Here is a 20,960-nt window from a genome sequence, read left to right as displayed (position 1 = left end):
CTAGAAAGGGCTCCAGAGGTAACTCTGGAGCCCTTTTGTTTTGTGAGAAGTAAACGTTTTAAGTTGGGTTAAACTCTCTCACTTACTTGATTAAGACAACTTGAATTTGCTCAACTCACCGTGAAGATCACTGGCTTTTACTGTCAGTTCGTTACTGATCGCTACAGAAGATGACATGGTATCCATCACTTCCATCGCCGTATCATTAATCACAACCACATTACGGTTGATCTCTTCCGACACCGAACTTTGCTCTTCTGCCGCTGAAGCGATCTGATTATTCATATCATTAATCACTTCAATAGCTTGGTTTATTTCGGCCAACGCCAACTGCGCTGCTTGTGTTTCTTCTTTGGTATCCACCGCTTGCTTCTGGCTTTGCTCCATCAACACAACGATTGATTGCGTTTCTTGCTCCAAACGAGCCAACATTGTACGAATTTCTTCTGTCGAGCCTTGTGTGCGCGTTGCAAGGTTGCGGACTTCATCGGCTACCACAGCAAAACCACGACCCGCTTCACCAGCACGCGCAGCTTCAATCGCAGCGTTCAGAGCCAGCAAGTTGGTTTGATCGGCAATGCCACCAATCTCACTCAGAATACCCTGAATCGCCGTGCTTGAAGCCACCAAATTCTGCGTCTGGTGCTGTGCATCATTCACTTGCGAAGCGAGGTTATCCACCGCGCTTGCAGCATTGTCCATACGCGACATGCCATTCGCGCTATTGCTTTGAACTTGGCTTGCAGCCGCTGCTGCTTGTACCGCAGAATTTGCCACTTCTTGTGCGGTTGCACTCATCTCATTAATCGCCGTTGCTAGCGAGTTGACTTCGTTTACTTGAACGTTCAGTTGATCTCTCGAAGCCGCCGCACGAGCTTGGCCTTCACTTGCGTTTTTATCCACTTGGTCTGCCGTCGCCATTACGGTTAAAAGCATTTCCTGAATGCGAGCGAGGAAGGTATTAAACCAGTGCGCCAGTTGGGCGGTTTCGTCCTTACCTTTCACCTCAATGCGGTAAGTTAGGTCGCCCTCGCCTTGTGCTGCGTCTTTAAAACGCTCCACTAAGTTAGTTAACACTTTGCCCAACGAGGTCGCGATCATTGTCATCGCAACAATACCAATCAGAGCCGCAATAATCCCTGCCCACACTCCCTTTTCAAGAGCTTCTGCACTTTGTTCTTCACTCCATCGCTCGTAGTCATCCACGTTCTTTTTAAGGAAGCTACTGGGAACCGACACCATAACGATCCAAGGCGCATCGCTGGTTTCAATTGCAGTAATCGCATACTCATCCCCGCCAAACGTCACAAGGCCTGCGCCTTTTTGTTTCGCAATGGATTGAATACGAGCCCATTGAGACGCCAATTCATGAGAGACTTTCTTGCCCACTTGATCCGCTTGGCTGCTGTTCGCCAGTGTGATGCCTTTCCACGAAGAAATCAGAATACGGCCTTATCCATCAAACAAGTCGCTCGCGTAATCTTCACTTTGGCTTTGTAACTCGTTCAATGACAAATCAAAACCGAGAGAGCCGATGATCTCGCCACGTAACTTGATTGGTTGGCTGATGGTCGTGATCAGTTCTTGTTTGCCGCGAACCGGATACATGTACGGTTCCATCACGAACGTTTTGCCCGTTTCGTAAGGCATCAAGTGCCAATCGTCTTTACGCTCACCGTTGTTGTTTAATTCAGTATTGCTAAAGCTATCCATCGCCACAACATCAAAACTGTTGTGCGAATTTGGCGAAAAGAATGGCGCTAAGTAGCCTTCGCTATTAAAGCCAAGGCTTTTGTCTTGAATCGTTGGCTCAACCCACGATGGCTTTTCCCACACCATGTAACCGGCAAACACAGCTTTGTTCTGAGCTTCTAGCGACGCAATAAACTGTTTAACAATAATGTCTGGCGTTGCGGCCGTCTCTGCGCTTAATTCGATAATTGAACGCGCTTGCTTTAGGTTCGCCAACACTGGTTCTAACTGGTTGGAAATATTCAGCCCTTGCTGAATCGCCGTATTGCTCAGGTCGGTCGTAGTGGCTTCGGTCAGTTGAGATTTTACTTTTGTAGTGATTTGTTCATTCACTTGCGTGAACGCATTGGTTGTCATACCCATTGCAATCAATAGAGTGAAGGCCATTGCCCCACCCGCACTGACAGCAATTCGAGTGCGTATACTGTTAAACATGATCGCCTCACAAATTGATTTTTATCTGGCATTAAGCATTGGAAGGATCATGGATTTTAAACAAGTAAAGTTAATGGAAGGCTTTCATTTATGAACAGAGCAAGAACAGAAAATGTAGTTTTATTAATAAAAATAAAATAATGCAGATTTTCGCTTATACATGAAGCCATTGATTTAATTGAATTATCTCAAAAAGGAGAATCTAAGCGTTTGTATTTAAAAGCAATAGCCATAATTAAAAAAGGGACTTAAGAGAAGTAAGAACTTTTTCTATGAGTGAGTCAGTAAAAATCAGTAATTACTAACAATGTGCTCAAGGTCACATTAATAATTTAGTATCTACATGTTTTATATAGAGTTAACAGAATCAAATAATCCACCCTGCTTATACATCAAGAGAAATTGATAGATATGAACAAAAGATCGTAGATTTACTTGGATAATAAGACGGTATTCAAGCTAGACATTGAAAACCGACACAAAGGTGAGAAAATCATCGTCGACAACTTTTTCACACCTATAGTGAATAATGTTCGTTAAGATCAACATTCGAATTTATCGAGATTGGATAAGAATAAATGAAGCGTGTACTTTTGGTAGAAGATAATCGTGAAATAGCGGGAATGTTGTTTGATTATTTTGAGTGTGCTGGCATGCAGCTGGATTATGCCGACAACGGTGAGCTAGGCTTAAAACTGGCGATGGATAATGCGTTTGACATCATTTTGCTCGACCTCATGCTGCCGCGCATGGATGGCCTAACACTGTGCAACAAGCTACGCGATGCAGGTAATAACACTCCGGTGTTGATGCTGACAGCACTTGATAGCCGAGACGACATGCTCAAAGGCTTCCAACACGGCGCCGACGACTACCTCACCAAACCGTTTGATCTCGATATTCTTGAAGCACGCATGACTGCATTGATTAAACGCTACCGCGGTACGGTTGCATCAACCAAACTCCAGTATGGCGAAGTGTCTATCGATCAAAAAACGCATCAAGCCTACCGTCAAGATAAGCTGTTGGCGTTGAATCCAACCACGTACACGATTCTAGAAATGCTGGTGAAAAACGCGCCAGAAGTGGTCACACGTGAGGAGATTGCTTTCCGATTATGGCAAGAAGACGAGCCGAATAACGATGTGTTGCGTAGCCATATTTATCAATTGCGTGGGCAGCTCGACAAACCATTCAAAGAGCACGTTTTGAAAACCATTCCAAAAGTCGGCTTCCGATTGGAGCCCGGGGCATGATTCGCCGCTTATTTAACAATACACAAAGCTTAACCGGACGCCTTGAACTCTTCTTCCTTCTAGTGTCGGTTGTGATTGGCTTGCTATGCTTCGCATTGGTTAGCGGAGCGCTATTATGGTCGGAAGATCGCGTCGGTGAGCGACGCATTATGATCGATAAAAAAGAGGCGATTGAGCACTTTCGAAACCATCCTGATAGCGGAATCATCAAACTCGATTTACTAACAACGGCATACAACAACATCAATCTCGTTCCTGAGCTCTATCAACCCTTTATTCAAAATAAAAAATATTTTCTCGCTGAAGTTGCTGACGAACCAGACACTCGCATGATTTACATGAGCACCTACACGCAAGATGGAGAGGAGCATCCTATTATTCTGATCTCTCTGATTGATGAGATAGAAATTACATCTAACGAGTTTATGTTTGTTCTCGTTATGGTGCTGGCGGTTGTCATCGGGTTACTTTTGATTTTTGGCAGCCTATTATCGAGACTTTCTCTGCGTCTCATTGAACCTGTTAGTGCCCTAAAAACACAGCTGGACCGCCATCAAGGTGACACTACACAAAAATTTGTTGTCCCTGAAGGCTCTGCAAATGAATTCCAAACGCTCGCAAATCAGCTTAATGAATATCGACATCAAATCAATCAAGTGATTAAACGTGAACAAGCTTTTGCACGATATGCCAGTCATGAACTGAGAACTCCGCTCACAGTGATGAAAGGTTCAAGCAGCTTGCTAGCAAGAAGCCCAAGTACGTCATTTCAAGAACGTCAGATTGGCCGTATTCAAGATGCCACTTTGCAGATGTCGACCATGGTTGATGCTTTGTTGGGTTTGGTTCGATATGAACGCAACACCGACGACAGCCCCGTTCGAACCATCTCAGAGCAAGAGCTCCACAACATCGTGGCTCTTAGCCAAGCGCAAGCCGATGAAAAATCGCTGGAATTTAATGTACAAATATTGGGGCATCCGCAAACCAAAGCGACTACTGCAGTGCTTAACATTACGTTGAGTAACTTAATTCGCAACGGCATTGCAGCCACGTCAGCGGGAACGATTCATATCACCATGACCGATACCACACTGTCGGTGAGAGATGAAGGCGAAGGCTTCTCTTCCGTGCCAGATGCCGAAGGCCATGGTTTGGGGCTCATGATTGTGGACGACTTATGCCGACGCTATGGCTGGCAATTCACTATTGATACACATCCAAATGACGGCTGCGTGGCTACTATCGATCTTTCAACCGAGGTAACTGATGGCGAGTCGCAAGACGAAGAAATGTAGAACACAAGATCTCGATACTTTTGATCTTCATTCAATAACGGGTACACTGTGCCACCTTTTTAAATGGCAAAGGTGACACGGTTTATTCCGTCAGCATCGACATGAAACTCTCAGAAAGTCCTATCACCCAACATAGCTTTAATGGGCGCAAATTTTTCCTTAAACGTGACGACATGCTCCACTCCCACTTTTCTGGGAACAAAGCACGTAAGTTTATGACGTTAATGGAAGAGCAAAATCCCGACATCACCACGTTAATAAGCTTTGGCTCCGCTCAATCTAATGCCATGTACTCGCTAGCGGCTCTCGCCCAGATTAAAGGTTGGGCATTTGAGTTTTATGTTCATCACATTCCATCTTGGCTAAAAAGCTCCCCCATCGGAAACTACCGCGGCGCTCTCGATTTGGGTATGAAAATCACCGCCATGCAAGACATCGGTAGCGAACTCCACCCTAGTGAATACGTCCACCAGGTACGAAGATTAGATGAGTCGACATTGCTTATTCCAGAGGGTGGACGTTCCCACCTCGCTGAAGCTGGCATCCAACAGTTAGCACGAGAAATTCTTGATTGGACGCGATTGAGAGGTAAAGAACAGTTTACCGTCGCCCTGCCATCAGGCACTGGCACGACCGCTTTATATCTTCATAAACATTTAAGCCCACACGGCATAGAAGTGCTAACTTGCCCTTGCGTAGGCGATGCAGATTACTTAACTGAGCAGTTCAACCAGCTTGGTGAAAACAGCCACCCAACCATTTTAACCGTGCGCAACAAACACCATTTTGGTCGCTTGTACGAAGAAGATTACATCACATGGAAAGCGCTCTTTGAGCAAACCGACCTCGAATTTGACCTGTTATACGACCCGTATATGTGGCAATGCCTCACCCCTTGGTTGGAAGAGAACACAGATAAAACGGTGATTTACATTCACCAAGGCGGGTTACTTGGCAACGAGTCGATGTTGCCAAGATATCAACGAGAATTTGAATAGCGTGTTCAGATAAAGTTGTTGTTGATTCCAGTGATTACACTATTTGATGAGCGCCAGAATTTCTTTGAATTCAGGTGCTCGGCAATCTTCGACCATTTCATACAAACACATTTCTAGCCCAGTGAGCACCACACCGTTAGCGGTTAACTTCGCAAGAGCGAGCGCTTTATTGGCAGCGGTTCGGGAAGATACACAATCCGTGACTAATTCAACGCGATAACCGGACTGGCGCAGAGAAACCGCGGTTTGATAGACGCAAATGTGGGATTCAATACCGCAAACCAACCAGGTATCAACTTTCGCGTTCTCCACCGCGACCTTAAACGTCGCCTCTTTGCAACCATCAAACGTGTACTTGGTAATAGGTAAATGCGTGCTTTCAAGCACTTCACGAATCGGCTCCGCGGTTGAGCCCAACCTTTCTGGATTCTGTTCTAGCCACAGAATAGGCAAATCTAGTGCTTTGGCACCCTTTACCAGTTTCGTGATATTTTCAATCAGTGCGTCGCTTTCATGCATTAATGTAGCGAGTTTGCCCTGAACATCCACCACAATCAGGCCCGTGTTTCCTTTCGATAACATTTCCATCTCCTATCTTGTGCGACCACAAATCATACTCAACAAGTTGAGTAACAGTTAATGTATCAGAACCCTTTCATGTTAGAGCAATAAAACCTAGAAAGATGACCTTCGCTCACACATTTGCCCTTAGGTAAGGGTGGTTTGAACTGACTATTTAAATTTCTCTCGAATTAGTTCAATCAAGGCTTTGACTTTATTGGGCAGAAATAAGGCCGAGGGATAAATCAGAGTAAGATGCTGCTTCGGATGCGCGAATTGAGGCAGCACCTCGACCAACAAACCGTCTCTCAGTGCAGGCTTGGAATGAATTTGAGGAATAAACGCGATGCCGTTTCCTGCTATCGCCATCGAGCGCAGCAAGTTGAGGTCGTCCGAGCGCAACGCCACATGCAGATCTGAATCGAGCAAATCGGCATTGTAACGATTAGTTAAAAGGCGATGCTGCTTAAGATCTTCCACCGTTTTTACTGGCGGATGCGATTCTAGATAGGCTTTTGACGCAACAAAGTGACTACGATAAGGCAAAAGACTGAACTGCACATAGCTGTCATCGGTGACTTTGACCACGCTAGGAAGAAGCTGCAAATCAAACGACTGACGCTTGAGATCGACACTCTCTTGATGGTTTTCAATCTCGACCGAAATATCCGGATACCGCATTGTGTACTCGGTAATGATCGCGTTAAACGCGGCAGAACTCATCAATGCAGAAGGAATGGCTAAACGCACCTTGCCCGTCAACTCTTGTTGATATTCGTGCATGGCATTTAAACCTTGCTGAATATGGTCAATAGGCTGCCCCACCAACTCAAACAAGCGTTTCCCGTGCTCCGTCAACTCAATGCTGCGTGTTGTGCGAATCAAAAGCTGTACCCCGAGCGATTTCTCTAACTCTTGCAGGCGACGACTCACTTTTGAGCGTTGTAGTTGATTCGCCTCTGCCGCTGCACTTATACCGCCGTGAATCACCGTCTGAGTGAATAGGTAAATATCATCAAAACTAACGTTCATTGTCCTATTTTTAGGTCATTTATGTTCGTATTATCATTCTACTGAATTGTGAGTGACTTCTCTATAATCCGCTATCCAATATGTTTAACGGAACTTGTAATGACGGCTGACCAAAAATTCAAACACTGGATGCGAACTTTGATTGTCCTGTTCATCGTACTATTTTTGTACATTATCATTGCTGACCGCCACGCCCCCTTAACGACCGAAGGACGAGTGCAAGGATACGTTGTCCAAGTCGCGCCCGAGGTATATGGCAAAGTGACCGACGTTCTCATCGAGAATAACCAGTCCGTTCAAAAAGGCGATGTGTTGTTTACGATTGATGATCGTAAATACAAGATAGCGCTTGAACAGGCGGAGCTGTCTCTGCAATCCGCTTATGAAAAAGAAGCAACGCTGTATTCTCAACGTGAAGCAGCACTAGCGAATATTGCCCGCGCACAAGCGACATTTGATAATGCGCACCGCGAATACGACCGCTTACTGACGCTATCGAAACAGAAAGTCATCTCTCAATCGACACTCGATAATGCCTTTGCCCAAAATCAGGTATCACGTGCAGCGCTTAAAGCTGAAAGACAAAACTTAAAAGTCATTGAGGCGCAATTAGGCGATCAAAAAGGTCAAAGCACTGCCGTTCGAATTGCCAAAAACGGCATCGAAAAGGCGCAACTTGATTTGGCAAATACCGCGGTACTCGCTCCCAGTGATGGTGTCGTGACTAACCTGCAACTAGAAGTTGGCACGATGGCAAACACCAACATGCCATTGCTGACATTTGTACCAACAGGTTCACTCTGGGTAGCCGCTGATTTTCGTGAAAAATCAGTCGCGAACGTAGACAAGACTTTCCACGCCTTGGTCACATTTGATGCCAACCCAGGTTCGGTGTACGACTTTGATTTAGCTAGCCGCGATTACGGTGTAGCAGCCGCACAACAAACGCCTAATGGCGCACTAACCAAAGTGGAAGTCAACAACCGCTGGGTACGTGATGCACAGCGTACACGAGTGAACCTAACCAGCAGCGAAGAGTTACCACCAGCACTGTTTGTCGGCTCTCGCGCTACCATTGTTTTGTACCCAGACAACAACATTTTCTGGCAGTTGATGGCGCAAGCACAGATTCACCTCGCAAGCTGGTTCCACTTCATTTACTAGGCGGCGACAATGAAAACCTTACGAATTTGGTTCGGCTGCTCTTTAGGGCTCACGCTAAGCATGATCTTCGGTTGGTCTTACGGATTTTTTGCCATCATGATGCCGCTGTTTATATTGGGCAGAATGGACAACTTTAATCTTTCGGCTTTATTGATCGTGTTTTTCTCTGCGGTGTGGACAACCATACAAGCCACATTTTTGCTGGAATACTTGCAGTTTCATCCAACATTAATGACCGTTGCCGTCGGAATTATGATGCTGTTCAAGTGCATTGCAATGATGAACCAGAAAACCTATTTGTTTGGTTACATGGGGCTGTTGGTGGGTTCAATTGTGTTGAATTTTGCCAGCTATAACTTCATGGATATTGAAGAGTTCAACGTCAACATGTGGGTGATGGCGTTCAGCAATATTTTTGTTTGCGCATTCGCGTATTGGTTGTTCCCGGAGCCAAAATCCCCCGCCGAGCACATTGAGATGTCGACCCCAGTAAAAAGCGATATTGACTACATCAGCCAAGTTGCTATGGGTTGGATAGTGGCGATGGCTGCGTTTATCGTATTCCAAGTAGCGGACTTATATGACTCGCTATCCGCACAAGCTTCCATTTTGATCATCCTAACCCCAATGACTTTAGCGGGCTCGCTCGCCATGGCAAAAATTCGCATCATCGGCACCGCACTAGGCTGCATCGCAGGGATGGCTGTTCAGCTCATATTGGGCAGTTGGTATGGGCATGGGCTACTCTTTTGGCTCGCCTTTACCATTGCGATGGGGCCATTCTGCTTGTGGCTCACCAAGGGGCAAATTAAAGCGGCTATCGCGTTTTCTGCCATGTCTGCCCTATCGGTTCCGCTGACGACCTCATTGGTGCCAGAACAAAAAGACGCGTTCTTTTCAATCTTGTACCGTTTCAGCTCGATTTTCGTTGCGGTTCTGCTCACCGCGATGGTGATGTGGGTGGTGCACCACTGGATTCGTGTGATGTTGCTAAAGCATCCTGAGATGAGGAATGTGGAGTTGAATTAAGCCTTGGCCGAGGGCTGAAAACGGAAAACAAACTATGCCGCTCACTTTACTGCGAGTTACTGCGAGCGGCATTTTTATTTAAAACGGTCATCCTAAACATCGAGGAATGAGCGTGATTCAGGATCTACCCACCGAGAGCTTTGAAGTTCCTAGCTTATCGCCATCTCCCAGCGAGTTGTTAGCAGATTCCTAGTCTCGTCTAGACTCGCTGGAATGACCCAACTTTGAATACAAGCCAAATAGTTGGGTACGTGAGTAACGTATCTCTTAACAACCGTCATACTGAACAACGAGGGACGAGGTGATTCAGGATCTACCCACCGAGTGCTGTGAAGTTCTAAAGTTATCGCCATTTTCCAGTGAGTTGTAATCAGATTCCTAGTCTCGTTTAGACTCGCTGGAATGACCCAATCTTGGATACAAACCAAATAATTGGGTATGTGAGTAACGTATATCTCAACAACCGTCATCCTAAACAGCGAGGAACGAGCGTGATTCAAGATCTACCCACCGAGAGCTTTGAAGTTCTTAGCTTATCGCCATCTCCCAGCGAGTTGTTAGCAGACTCCTAGTCTCGCTTAGACTCGCTGGAATGACCCTATCTCGGGGCTACTCAAATACCGATTTTGTGGCGAGCGATGTATCTTCCAACATCCGTCATCCTGAACAGCGAGGGACGAGCGTGATTCAGGATCTACTAACCACGTGCTTTGAAGTGCGAAAGTTATCGCCATTTCCTAGCGAGCTGTAATCAGATTCCTAGTCTCGTTTAAACTCGCTGGAATGACCCTAACTTTAGTTTATGGTGTCGAGCCTAAGTCTTAATATCAACCCACCAACTCTTTACGAATGATCTCCGCTCCCGCACTTAGCGCATTGAGCTTAGCGGTTGATACTTCACGAGACAAAGGCGCCATACCGCAGTTGGTACATGGGTAAAGCTTGTCGGCATCAACGTATTTCAATGCCTCTCGCAGTGTGTTCGCCACTTCTTCTGGCGTTTCAATTTCGTTGGTTGCAACGTCAATCGCACCAACCATCACTTTCTTACCGCGAATCAACTCAAGCAACTCAATAGGCACTCGTGAGTTATGACATTCGAGCGAGATAATATCGATATTCGACTGCTGCAACTTAGGGAATACTTCTTCGTATTGTCGCCATTCAGTGCCTAGCGTTTGCTTCCAATCCGTGTTCGCTTTGATGCCGTAGCCATAGCAGATATGCACCGCCGTTTCACATTTCAGCCCTTCAATCGCACGCTCTAAACATGCAATGCCCCACTCGTTCACATCATCGAAGAACACATTGAACGCAGGCTCATCAAACTGAATGATGTCGACACCTGCCGCTTCAAGCTCTTTCGCTTCTTGATTGAGGATCTTCGCAAATTCCCAAGCCAGCTTTTCACGGCTACCGTAATGATCATCATAAAGCGTGTCGATCATCGTCATAGGGCCTGGCAGCGCCCACTTGATCGGTTGCTTAGTTTGCTGACGCAAGAACTTTGCATCTTCAACAAACACGGGCTTTGTGCGGCTTACTGGGCCAACCACCGTCGGAACACTTGCTTCATAACGGTTGCGAATGGTCACCGTTTTACGGTTTTCAAAATCTACGCCGCTTAAATGCTCAATAAAGGTCGTCACAAAATGTTGGCGAGTTTGCTCGCCATCACTGACGATATCAACGCCTGCCAGTTCTTGTTCTTGCAAAGCGACACGTAGCGCATCGCGTTTGCCATCAATCAGTTCTTCACCTTGCAGTTTCCACGGTGACCAAAGTTTTTCTGGTTCGGCCAGCCAAGAAGGTTTCGGTAAGCTGCCAGCCGTTGAAGTCGGCAATAGTGTTTTCATCGTCATTCCTTTCTAGATTCTCGTGGTAGATTACGCGTAGTTTGCAGACCATTGTTCAAGCACAGATTGATAAGGTTTGATGAAATGCTCCTCGGCAAATTTCCCTTGTTCAATCGCCAGTTGGCTGCGCTCTTCTCGGTCGTAAACGATTTGAGTTAGCGAGTGGTCTAGGTTTTTTAGGTTTGGCTGGTAGCAATTACCGGCAACCGCGTTGGCATTGTAAATCTCAGGTCGGTAAATCTTCTGGAATGTCTCCATCGTGCTGATCGTACTGATAAGCTCTAGGTTTGAGTAGTCGTTCAGCAAGTCACCGAAGAAATAGAATGCCAATGGTGCGACACTGTTTGGTGGCATAAAGTAGCGCACCTGTAAGCCCATCTTCTTGAAGTACTGCTCCGTCAACGAAGATTCGTTCGGCTGATATTCAAAGCCCAAAACAGGATGTTGATTTTCGGTGCGTCGGTATACTTTGTTGTCCGATACGCTCAAACAAATCACAGGCAGCTTTTTGAAATGCTGTTTGTAAGACTCAGAATTAACGAAAGCTTTGAACAGTTTGCCATGCAAATCACCAAAGTTCGCTGGGATGCTGAACTGTGGCTGGTTTTTGTTGTGGTCCAACAGCAAAACGCTAAAGTCGTAATCACGCACGTATGAAGAGAAGTTGTTACCCACAATGCCTTCGATGCGCTCGTTAGTGTTGTGGTCAACAATGTTAGTTTTGAGCACTTCAATCGTTGGGAAGGCTTCTCCACTGCCTTGGATACCCATATCAACAGAGATGATTTCAAGCTCTACTGAGTAGCGGTCACCTTGCGCGTTATCCCAATATGCCAACGCATTAAAACGATTGTCGATCATTCGGAGTGCATTGCGCAGATTCTCTCGGCGGTAGTTTCCGCGAGCCAGATTAGCAAAGTTGGTAGTGATTCGCGTGTTGTCTGATGGTTGGTAATTCTCATCAAAGCGAATGCTTTTGATAGCAAATGTGAAATCGTTATTCATCGTGAGTTGGTATCCTATTTCCTTAGATAAAGCAGACTTTTCCTAACTCTGTGCATGGGGACATTTTTGTTTTTTGGTTTTCCCAATCGTTAGGTTCAACAGCACTTACGACGAACAGTTCGTTCTAAAAATGACGGTCGCAGTGCCTAACACCAGAGCAGTCCTTTTTTTATACTTGCTTCACGAGTTGAGTAATATTGGTATTGCTTCACATTGAACATGAAAGAAATTCATAGTGGGAGTTCCAACCCAGAGGGAACTATCGTAGATACTGTTTTTCATTGACACCAATACACGTAACTTGGCGAGCATATTGCCAATATGTGTAATTAAGAAACTGATAAGGGATTAACAGTACGTAAACCAGTTTTAAGCCTAGAAAACGCATTGTATAAACGAGACGCTACCTGGAATATAGGACAGCGTAGCTTAAATAGCACTTTTCACACTCCATAATTTATTCAAGCATTCGTTTAATTAAAAGCACCTTACATTTTATATCCTCGGAAAGATGATTATTTATTTCTTTCCTATATTTACCATCTCAAACGTAAAGTTTAATTTTTCCGTTTTAAAAGAACATATAATCTCATACACGAATATGACAAATTCATTGACGGACTTTGTCACCCAACTATTACATTAAGCTCGAAAAACCAATAACAAAACAAACATAAACCGCTGCTTTAATTTAAAGTCAGGAAGCCGTAATGACCACATAACGACACTTTACTTAGTTTGGCATAACAAAAACCTCAACAATAACATGGTTAACACTTATAAATTTCACTTCTGCCAATAAGGAAATTTAAACATAATATTAGAAAATAAAAATTAAGTAACAACTTAAAAAGGCAAGACTTAATAACCGAATTCTTATTTATTATAGTTGAGTAGTGAATTTAAAAACTATGAGACATTAATCCCACGAATCTATACTTTTCCTTTTTTTATTAAAAAACAAGATGCAATATTTCACCGCTCAATTATTGAGCACCAATTAATAACCAGTCCATAATTATAAAACACCCATAGAGTTATTGTTAAAACCCAATAATAACCTTTATGGGCTGACTAATAGGAAACAACAATGGAAAAACAGCATCTTTCCGCGAGTATTATCGCGCTCGCATTACTTGGTTCTCTAGCTCCAGCACATGCTGAAGATACATTAAAAGCTTACACTTCGACCTTGCTACAGCTCGATGATAGCGATGCACGCTCGAAGAAAATCCGCTTAATTTACTCATTAGAAAATGTCTGGAACCAATCTTTGCTGCCGAATGGAGCTAAGGAAGCCAAGTTGCTTCTAAACGGAGGCTCTGGTTTCGACATGACTAATGTACCGAATAAAGAGCAGATCTATGGTTTTGCCACCGGTGGAGACTACCGTTACACAATCCCAACAGCCTTTAAACTGGCACTGAGTTATTTAAATGGTGCCCCTTTACGTCATATGAGCCATGCTCCAGAAAACACTATTGCAACAGCATCTGTCAGTGAGTCTTTGGACTTTAATCTTGGCTTCAGTGCTTCTGATTCTCCAAATATTAGCGGTGGGATCTCCTGGAGCAACCGCGTAACTTACGATCAACCAGAATTTCAGACGGTGGCTGATTTTGATCAGACCAATGAGAGCATTAATTGGCTTATCGAAAACCAGACTATCCGCCACAATACTCCACCTAAAGACTGGTTATTGTACCGTTGGACCAGCTGTGACATGGGCAACTTAATTGACTATAGCGAATTACCTGTCGTGATGCGCTCTGACTTTAAACCGCAAGTCGGTGTTGTATATCGAAAAAATGATATTCAAGATGGCCTAGATACATCAGAAGTCAAGCTGGTTGCAGGTTGGCGAAAAACCAATTACTACTTTGGTCGTGACTGGTGTAGCTGGTATACCACCCCAGAAAATACCTGGAAGAAAAATCGTGATAGCAGTCAATGGACAGAGACTAGCCGAGCCGTAACTATCTCTTGGAATGACGCGCTCTACCACTAACTTATTAGCCTGCGGCCACGGAGTGAATAAGTGGCCGCCGTATTTACTAATGAAATAAACGGTAAGACATGACAAGTAATAAAAAACTCTTGACTGGATCGGCGCTAGCACTTGGTGCAGTACTCGCCATATTTCTAATTAATTCAAATAACAAGAATTCCCAGAGCGATTCTGTTGCAAGCTTTGACGAGCAAATCAAGACAGAGAAAACTGAGACAAAAAGTGTAACGCCTCCTGAGAGCGATGCTGCTCAAGAGGTGGTTACCGTTCCAACACCACAGAATGACAATGACGCTACTTCCGACGTTATTCCAGCTACACCTTGGATATCTGCCCCATTAAATGAATTGAGCAATGAACTGTACGATTTTATTGAAGCTGAACAGGTAAGTTATATCAGTACAACCGACTATCCATTCGACGAGCAAAAGCAAGAACAATTGCGAACATTAGCTAAGCAAGGGGTTCCTATCTTGTTTGACAACACGGAATCATCCTATTTGGATAGTTACGGTGTCAGCGAAACCAAAGTGGTTTCAGAGTATTTTGGTACGGCGTCTGAAGGTGATGTCATCGTTGCTACCGGAGTACAGAATGAGGATGGCAGCATTCATTATCTGGTTTTGCCTTTGAAGAGCAAAGATCTCAACGATAACAGTAAATTGATTGAGGACACTAAGCTCGCAATCACTCTACTTAAAGAACAAAAGCATGACTTGATAAAAGAGAGACAAAGCGAACATCGCGAATAAAAATAAAGGAAGATAGCTTCTCCTATTCCATGGCTATCTTCCTTAAAGTAACTCCAGTCTCAATCAAGAAGAATTCATTTATCTTCCCTCCGGAGCCCTATCCGAAATCACCTTGCCATCTTTGATGGTGATGATGCGTTTGGTGCGCTCTGCTAGGGCGTTATCGTGCGTCACGATGATCAAGGTTCTGCCTTCAGCGTGAAGTTGGTTGAACAAGGCTTCAATCTCTGCGCCTGATTTTGAATCCAATGCACCGGTTGGCTCGTCAGCTAGGATGATTTGAGGGTCGTTGACCAAGGCTCTTGCAATCGCAACTCTCTGCTTTTGACCACCAGAAAGCTGGTTTGGTTTATGGTCTAAACGATCCCCTAGCCCGACTTGCTCTAGCAATTTAGCTGCGCGCTGGCGACGTTCTTTGGCTTTGATACCAGAGTAAACCAACGGCAGTGCCACGTTATCAAGCGCCGTCGCGTATTCCAATAAGTTAAAGCTTTGGAAGACAAACCCGATCTTTTGGTTACGAATGCCAGCGAGGTCATTCGCACTTAAACTTGCGACGTTTTGGCCGCCAAGTTGGTACTCGCCATCAGTGGGCTTATCTAAACAGCCGAGCATGTTCATCAACGTTGACTTACCCGAACCGGACGGGCCAAGAATCGAAAGAAACTCGCCTTGATTAATGGTTAAGTCAACGCCGTCTAGCGCGCGAACTTCCGCCTCCCCGCTTGAGTAGTATTTACAGATGTTAGTCAGCTCAACAAGCGGCTTGTTCGACATGTTCTCTCCAGAGTTATTGTTGTTATTCACTTTGTAGCGCCTCCAATGGGCTGACTTTTGCGGCTCGGTTTGCAGGTAACCATGCAGATGCCACACCAATGATCACTAAGGTGAGGATGACAATCGCGACAACGACCCACGACAACTCAGGGACAGGTTTACCCAGTTGTTCATAAAAGGCATTGCCCTCTAAAGGAATGGAACTGATGGCAGACACCAGCGCGTATGTCACGGCTAACCCAAACGCCCCCCCCATCATCATTGTCAATAAAGACTGTACTAAATAGTGCATGCGAATAGCCGTTGGGGTTGCACCGACTGCCATGCGCACACCGATATCACGCGTAGATCGCTTTACGGTGGCATACATCACATTGGCGATGCCAACGCCAGCAACAGCTAACGTCACGAAGCCGATAATGCCAAGGAAACTCTGCAAACCTATCAGAAACTGCTGCATACTCTTTTGCTTAAGGAACATATCATCGACTTGGACGACCTGTTCATCACTGACACTTGCCCCGTGTTTACGGGCAATCACTTGCCTTATCGTCTTTGCTAAGGCTTCTCGGTCTGCATCCGCTTGTGGCTGCACATTGATGCCACCAATTTCACCGTTGACATGAAATCGCTTCCACGTCGCTAACGGCACAAAACTGGAATAGTTGATAAGATCCCCCAGTTCTATTTGGGCGCTGTTTTTCTCCAATACGCCCACAACGGTGAACTCCTCATTGCCGATTTTTACCTTTTGCCCCACAGGGTTGACTTGCAATGTGACTGTCGCAAACCAGCTAAAGTCCTCATTCGGGTTGAATAAGTCGGCTGCCAGTTCATAACCCAGTACAACGACTTTGCGCGTCTCTTTTTGATCGAGTGGATTTAACCATCGCCCCCCCGCCATCGGCACCAAATTGGTCATGGATTGAAACTCACTCGTGACCGCTAACGGTTCTTGCCACGAGTTTCTATCACCAACGGTGATGCGCTCTTTCCACTTCGCAGTTGGCGCAACACTTTTTACATCGGGTAACGCTCGAACGACCTCTGAATCGTCCATTTTTAATGTCAGAAACTTACCTTGGTGAAAAGCACCGTGGTCGACGGTGGCCATCCCTCCGGTCAAATAGATCAAGTTGCCGTTACCATTTTGTGCGGTTTTCAATACGCCCTGACGAATACCCTCACCTACCGCCAACATAGCAGCGATACAGAGGGTCGCCCACGCTACAGCCAGAATGGTCAAACCCAATCTCAGCTTTTCTGCGGCCATTTCTTGGAAAATTTGTCTCATCGGTAACAACATGACTACGCCCTCGCACTCAAAGCAATGACTAGCGTGAGACGCGATGCTCGCCTTGCTGGGAAATACGACGCCATCAATGCCAAGATAAGCGTCACAAGTAAAGACCAAGCAATGGAATCTGGCGTGATCACAGGCAAACCCATCCATTCCGGTAATGCCATGCTGCTTAGGACAGACACCACTGCATACGAAAACATCAGACCTAATGCCGTGCCCACAGCTACCAAAATAAGCCCTTCAAGAATAAACTGACTGAGTATGGATTTTTGAGTCGCCCCGATCGCCAAACGCACACCGATTTCACGCGTGCGCTCCGTGACAGATAAAAACATGATGTTGGCAACGCCAAGCGCACCGACCGCCATTGTCATCGCACCGCTCGCTCCGAGAAAAATCTGAATGCCACGCAAAATTCCACTGATGACCGCCGCACCTTCACTAAAGTCGGGTAATTCGACCGCGTCTTTATCACTTGGGTCAAAATGAAGCTGCTTGGAGAAAAAGTTCACGATATTTTGTCGAAACGACGGTGCATCCATCCCGTCTCTCGGCTTCATCAATACCATCCAAGGTTTCGCATCCCACAAATCGCGGTACGTTGTTTGAGGAATGAAAACAGTGCGGCTATCGCCAAATGAAATGCCAGTGTTCTCACCGACGGTGACACCAATCACCAAAAACGGAATGCCGTTGACTTTGAGCCTATCCCCGATTTGAATTCCGCCCATTTGCGCAATTTGATCGCCTAACACTGCCACGCGAGTGTGGTTGTTCATATCACTTGATGACAGGTTTCTCGAACCGGATTGCAGCTTGCGTTGCATTAAAGGAAAGTAAGACGTATCAATACCGCTGACCGTACTCGATAAGTTCTGTCCTTTGAGGTTGGTGATATTCGCATCCCATTTGGCGTAAACGCTCGACGCCTGTTGCACGAAGCCTGACTGTTTGATCATGTCGACTTTTTCTTGTGGAATATCAATTTGTCGTCTTGAAGGTAACCCTTGCCACGGTTTGCTGGTACTCGACGGAAACACCACTTGCACATTGTTGATCATAAATGAAAACGACTGGGTCTGATGGCGATAAAAGCCTTCGCCAAGTGCGATTAACACCACCACAGAGATCACGCCCCAAGCAATCGCGATAATGGCTAGCACGCTCTTCATGCGATGCGCCATCAACGTTTGCCAAGTTTGTTGCAATAGACTGCTCATGAATGAAAAGCTCGAGAGATCAACGCCATGGTATCGTCATTGAGTTTCCCTGCGGTTTGCAGTAAGCCGATTCTCTTACGCCAGTAGCTGTACAAGTTGGTTTGCAGACTGTTTTTCGCCTCAAACAAGCTGTTGTGTGCGCTGATAACTTCCGACACTTCAAGCAGGCCAGCGTCATAAAGTTTCTCTTTGCTTTGCAACACTCTGGCGCGCGACTCAACCAGCTCGTTCGCTATCAAAACTTGGTTCCAGTTGATATCGACCTGCGTAAACTGCTGAATAACTCGTTTCTGAATATCAATTTCCACTCTACGCATATCTTGCTTGGCGCTTAAAATGTTCAACGATGCTTCGTCCACTTTCGCTCGCACTGCACCATTGAGGTCAATCGGCAAACTCAAACTAATCCCAGCGTTAAACTCGCCGTTTGAACGATTGTCACCATCGCTGTAGCCCACACTGCCTTTGACAGTCGGGTAGTATCCACCTTTAGCTGAATCTTTCGCGAACTCGCTCGCTTTCACCATTTGCGCCGCCACCAACAGCTCTGGACTGCTGTCTTTCGCCAGCTTTAGCCATTGCTCCTGAGAGTCCACCAGCATCGGTGGCTGAATCAAAGAATCCGTTCGAATTTGGTCGACACTCTCCGGCATTTGATTGATTAACGCCGCAAGCTCTGCTTTTTTCACTTCGAGATCAGCTTTTGCATTGAGGATACTTGCTTGCTCGGAGACTTGATTCGCTCGCATCTCTTCAACATCAACCGACTTCACTTTGCCTGCTCGATAGCGTTTCTCAATGATGTTGAGAAGTTCCTTCCCCTCCTCCAGCTTGGACTGCGCCAATTTGAGGTCGCCCTGTGCACTTGCCACATCTAGGTAAGCGGTGAGCAACTTCTGCGCAAGCTCGTTATGCGATTGAGATAGCTCTAACTGTGCTTTGAGATAATTGGCATTCGCTTGATCCAGTTCCGACCACAAACTGCTATCCCAAATAGTTTGAGATAAGGTAGCGCCGTAACTATTGGAATGGCTTGAAGACTCATTCCAATCCGCTGACGCACTGGCACTTAAACCCGGCAATAACGCTCTGCGGCTACTCTGTACGCCAACCTCGCCAAGCTGGACGCCGATTTTCGCTTTTTCGTAGTTTGGATCGTTATGCTTTGCTTGTTGCCAAGCTTGTTCAATAGAAATTGCGTAGGTCGGCAAACTGAGCGTGGCAGCCAACAATGCAAAGGCGATTTTTGATCGTTGCGGCTTAACCATGCGCCGCTCCCATCATGCTGTTGTCGATGACCTCTTCATCAAGCTCCACGCCATCAAGCACTTCGACATTGATGCCATCTGACAGACCGAGTTTCACAGGTTGTTTATGAAACCCTTGTTCTGAGCTATCGGGGATCAGAACATTCGGTGCGTCACCATCAAATTGCAGAGCGCGCTCCGGTAGAGTGAGCACGTTTTCAGACTTCTTCAGAATGATTTGAGCCGTCGATGAAAAACCAGAACGAAGCAACACATCTTGTGGGATCTTGAGTTCTCCCACTTCAACCTCAAAACCGTTATCAAAACTTTTTGCCGAAGCATTGCCCTCTGGTGAGTTGAGGTTCTCAGATTGAATCGCCACTTTGGTTAGCACACCAGAAATCGCCACATCAGGATAAGGCGCCACCGTCAACATAACGGGCATTCCCGGAGACAACTGCGCAGCATCATGCTCACTGACGCTACCTTTAAAAATCAGACTGTTCATGTCGGCCAATGACATCATTTCAGTCGCGGCTTGGCTTGATTGAGTCGAGATGATCGGCTCTCCGACCTCAACTTTCTGGTTGAGTACCGTGCCATCAATTGGCGCGTAGATCGTCGACGTTAAACGTGCATCACCGATAGACGCCTCACCACTGCGGATGAGTTCGAGATTCTGGCGCTTTTGCAATACGTCCGCTTGCGCAGATTTGACTGCCGAGCGCGCACTTACGTATTCGTCGTAGTTACTTGGAATAATGTCCTGCTTGACCAAGCTTTCTAGGTTAGACAGTTTTTGTTTGGCGGATTCCAGATCGGCTTCGCTACGCATGAGTTCTGCCGATGCATCCGTTAATGCTTGGGGGGTTGGGTTTGGACGCACTTTGATCAGCGGCTGGCCTTGCTTCACCTTTTCACCAACTTTCGCGTAAATTTCACCGACAATACCGTCGATTTGTGACTTGATAGACACAGAGTGTGCAGGGACAATTTTACCAACAGCCACCGCTTGTTTTTCAATCGTGCCTCTTTCCACAATCAATGTAGGCAGCAATTCTGGTTGAGCAGCAGATTGGAGATAGAAATACGTACCACCGCCGAGCAGCGCGATGCTCACAGCGGAGACAAGCCAACGTTTCGTCATTATTTATTCCAACAATTATTGGGTAGTCTAATGACTACTCCTAAAACACAAAGTTGAAGGAATAATATCCTGCTTTAATAGAGGTTTGGTTGTCACAGTTGGTAAGGCTTTGTCAGTCGC

At 45.8% G+C, this 20,960-nt stretch carries 16 protein-coding genes and 1 pseudogene; 7 read left to right on the top strand and 10 right to left on the bottom strand.

The genetic code is table 11. The features are described from left to right. Nucleotides 1-90: 90 nt before the first annotated feature. Nucleotides 91-2,187, bottom strand: a pseudogene (locus tag OO778_RS06010) (methyl-accepting chemotaxis protein). A 578-nt stretch (nt 2,188-2,765) separates the two neighbouring features. On the opposite strand from OO778_RS06010, the gene OO778_RS06005 reads away from it, so the two are divergent. From OO778_RS06005 to OO778_RS05995, 3 genes are all read left to right on the top strand, one after another. Beyond that, complete coding sequence (locus OO778_RS06005) at nt 2,766-3,443, top strand: response regulator transcription factor (RefSeq protein ID WP_048625732.1); 678 nt, start codon at nt 2,766-2,768, stop codon at nt 3,441-3,443. Then, nucleotides 3,440-4,741 (top strand): HAMP domain-containing sensor histidine kinase, encoded by a 1,302-nt coding sequence (locus tag OO778_RS06000; protein WP_139059386.1) that lies wholly within the window; start codon nt 3,440-3,442, stop codon nt 4,739-4,741. The genes OO778_RS06005 and OO778_RS06000 overlap by 4 nt, the downstream gene beginning before the upstream one ends. A gap of 101 nt (nt 4,742-4,842) precedes the next feature. After that, nucleotides 4,843-5,739, top strand: coding sequence for a 1-aminocyclopropane-1-carboxylate deaminase/D-cysteine desulfhydrase (locus tag OO778_RS05995; protein ID WP_264911021.1), 897 nt, complete (start codon nt 4,843-4,845; stop codon nt 5,737-5,739). A 39-nt stretch (nt 5,740-5,778) separates the two neighbouring features. Here OO778_RS05995 and OO778_RS05990 read toward each other — a convergent pair whose 3' ends face one another. Continuing rightward, entirely contained in the window at nt 5,779-6,321 is a 543-nt protein-coding gene (locus OO778_RS05990; RefSeq protein ID WP_074191556.1) for an isochorismatase family protein, read from the bottom strand. Between the two features lie 150 nt (nt 6,322-6,471). Next, nucleotides 6,472-7,332, bottom strand: coding sequence for a LysR family transcriptional regulator (locus tag OO778_RS05985; protein WP_258685209.1), 861 nt, complete (start codon nt 7,330-7,332; stop codon nt 6,472-6,474). A gap of 99 nt (nt 7,333-7,431) precedes the next feature. Between OO778_RS05985 and OO778_RS05980 the strand changes: the two genes are divergently transcribed. Then, a complete protein-coding gene (locus tag OO778_RS05980; RefSeq protein WP_264911018.1) occupies nt 7,432-8,496 on the top strand; it encodes an HlyD family secretion protein in 1,065 nt (354 codons plus the stop codon). Between the two features lie 9 nt (nt 8,497-8,505). Next, a complete protein-coding gene (locus OO778_RS05975) occupies nt 8,506-9,525 on the top strand; it encodes a DUF2955 domain-containing protein (RefSeq protein WP_237284155.1) in 1,020 nt (339 codons plus the stop codon). Between the two features lie 827 nt (nt 9,526-10,352). Here the strand turns inward: OO778_RS05975 and OO778_RS05970 are convergent. Both OO778_RS05970 and OO778_RS05965 read right to left on the bottom strand, forming a co-directional pair. Continuing rightward, a complete protein-coding gene (locus tag OO778_RS05970) occupies nt 10,353-11,381 on the bottom strand; it encodes a methionine synthase (RefSeq protein ID WP_031780992.1) in 1,029 nt (342 codons plus the stop codon). Nucleotides 11,382-11,411: 30 nt separating this feature from the next. After that, complete coding sequence (locus OO778_RS05965; protein ID WP_104971928.1) at nt 11,412-12,386, bottom strand: DUF1852 domain-containing protein; 975 nt, start codon at nt 12,384-12,386, stop codon at nt 11,412-11,414. A 1,090-nt stretch (nt 12,387-13,476) separates the two neighbouring features. Between OO778_RS05965 and OO778_RS05960 the strand changes: the two genes are divergently transcribed. Both OO778_RS05960 and OO778_RS05955 read left to right on the top strand, forming a co-directional pair. Then, nucleotides 13,477-14,394 carry a leukocidin family pore-forming toxin gene (locus tag OO778_RS05960; protein ID WP_053809756.1) on the top strand — a complete coding sequence of 306 codons (918 nt, stop codon included), beginning with the start codon at nt 13,477-13,479 and terminating at the stop codon, nt 14,392-14,394. A 68-nt stretch (nt 14,395-14,462) separates the two neighbouring features. Then, nucleotides 14,463-15,146, top strand: coding sequence for a topoisomerase I (locus OO778_RS05955; RefSeq protein WP_264911012.1), 684 nt, complete (start codon nt 14,463-14,465; stop codon nt 15,144-15,146). 78 nt (nt 15,147-15,224) lie between these two features. Here OO778_RS05955 and OO778_RS05950 read toward each other — a convergent pair whose 3' ends face one another. From OO778_RS05950 to OO778_RS05930, 5 genes are read right to left on the bottom strand one after another with little or no spacing between them, the layout of a single operon-like run. Further along, nucleotides 15,225-15,923 carry an ABC transporter ATP-binding protein gene (locus tag OO778_RS05950; protein WP_124008370.1) on the bottom strand — a complete coding sequence of 233 codons (699 nt, stop codon included), beginning with the start codon at nt 15,921-15,923 and terminating at the stop codon, nt 15,225-15,227. Between the two features lie 22 nt (nt 15,924-15,945). Further along, the gene (locus tag OO778_RS05945) at nt 15,946-17,229 is read right to left on the bottom strand and encodes an ABC transporter permease (protein ID WP_264911011.1); all 1,284 of its coding nucleotides are present in this window, start codon (nt 17,227-17,229) and stop codon (nt 15,946-15,948) included. 2 nt (nt 17,230-17,231) lie between these two features. Continuing rightward, on the bottom strand, nt 17,232-18,446 hold the full coding sequence (locus OO778_RS05940) for an ABC transporter permease (protein WP_264911009.1): 1,215 nt from the start codon (nt 18,444-18,446) through the stop codon (nt 17,232-17,234). Then, on the bottom strand, nt 18,443-19,714 hold the full coding sequence (locus tag OO778_RS05935) for a TolC family protein (RefSeq protein WP_264911007.1): 1,272 nt from the start codon (nt 19,712-19,714) through the stop codon (nt 18,443-18,445). The genes OO778_RS05940 and OO778_RS05935 overlap by 4 nt, the downstream gene beginning before the upstream one ends. After that, nucleotides 19,707-20,840, bottom strand: coding sequence for an efflux RND transporter periplasmic adaptor subunit (locus tag OO778_RS05930; protein WP_264911005.1), 1,134 nt, complete (start codon nt 20,838-20,840; stop codon nt 19,707-19,709). The genes OO778_RS05935 and OO778_RS05930 overlap by 8 nt, the downstream gene beginning before the upstream one ends. Between the last annotated feature and the right edge of the window lie 120 nt (nt 20,841-20,960).

The organism is Vibrio sp. STUT-A16 (assembly GCF_026000495.1).
GTDB classification, from domain to species: Bacteria; Pseudomonadota; Gammaproteobacteria; order Enterobacterales; family Vibrionaceae; genus Vibrio; species Vibrio diabolicus.
The sequence above is the reverse complement of the archived record's forward strand: the minus strand, read 5'-3'. Positions and strand labels throughout refer to the sequence as shown.

What these genes read in the sequence shown, in the direction of transcription:
- OO778_RS06005 (WP_048625732.1), top strand. Translation starts at nt 2,766, where the DNA reads ATGAAGCGTGTACTTTTGGTAGAAGATAATCGTGAAATAGCGGGAATG.
- OO778_RS06000 (WP_139059386.1), top strand. Translation starts at nt 3,440, where the DNA reads ATGATTCGCCGCTTATTTAACAATACACAAAGCTTAACCGGACGCCTT.
- OO778_RS05995 (WP_264911021.1), top strand. Translation starts at nt 4,843, where the DNA reads ATGAAACTCTCAGAAAGTCCTATCACCCAACATAGCTTTAATGGGCGC.
- OO778_RS05990 (WP_074191556.1), bottom strand. Translation starts at nt 6,321, where the DNA reads ATGTTATCGAAAGGAAACACGGGCCTGATTGTGGTGGATGTTCAGGGC.
- OO778_RS05985 (WP_258685209.1), bottom strand. Translation starts at nt 7,332, where the DNA reads ATGAACGTTAGTTTTGATGATATTTACCTATTCACTCAGACGGTGATT.
- OO778_RS05980 (WP_264911018.1), top strand. Translation starts at nt 7,432, where the DNA reads ATGACGGCTGACCAAAAATTCAAACACTGGATGCGAACTTTGATTGTC.
- OO778_RS05975 (WP_237284155.1), top strand. Translation starts at nt 8,506, where the DNA reads ATGAAAACCTTACGAATTTGGTTCGGCTGCTCTTTAGGGCTCACGCTA.
- OO778_RS05970 (WP_031780992.1), bottom strand. Translation starts at nt 11,381, where the DNA reads ATGAAAACACTATTGCCGACTTCAACGGCTGGCAGCTTACCGAAACCT.
- OO778_RS05965 (WP_104971928.1), bottom strand. Translation starts at nt 12,386, where the DNA reads ATGAATAACGATTTCACATTTGCTATCAAAAGCATTCGCTTTGATGAG.
- OO778_RS05960 (WP_053809756.1), top strand. Translation starts at nt 13,477, where the DNA reads ATGGAAAAACAGCATCTTTCCGCGAGTATTATCGCGCTCGCATTACTT.
- OO778_RS05955 (WP_264911012.1), top strand. Translation starts at nt 14,463, where the DNA reads ATGACAAGTAATAAAAAACTCTTGACTGGATCGGCGCTAGCACTTGGT.
- OO778_RS05950 (WP_124008370.1), bottom strand. Translation starts at nt 15,923, where the DNA reads ATGTCGAACAAGCCGCTTGTTGAGCTGACTAACATCTGTAAATACTAC.
- OO778_RS05945 (WP_264911011.1), bottom strand. Translation starts at nt 17,229, where the DNA reads ATGTTGTTACCGATGAGACAAATTTTCCAAGAAATGGCCGCAGAAAAG.
- OO778_RS05940 (WP_264911009.1), bottom strand. Translation starts at nt 18,446, where the DNA reads ATGAGCAGTCTATTGCAACAAACTTGGCAAACGTTGATGGCGCATCGC.
- OO778_RS05935 (WP_264911007.1), bottom strand. Translation starts at nt 19,714, where the DNA reads ATGGTTAAGCCGCAACGATCAAAAATCGCCTTTGCATTGTTGGCTGCC.
- OO778_RS05930 (WP_264911005.1), bottom strand. Translation starts at nt 20,840, where the DNA reads ATGACGAAACGTTGGCTTGTCTCCGCTGTGAGCATCGCGCTGCTCGGC.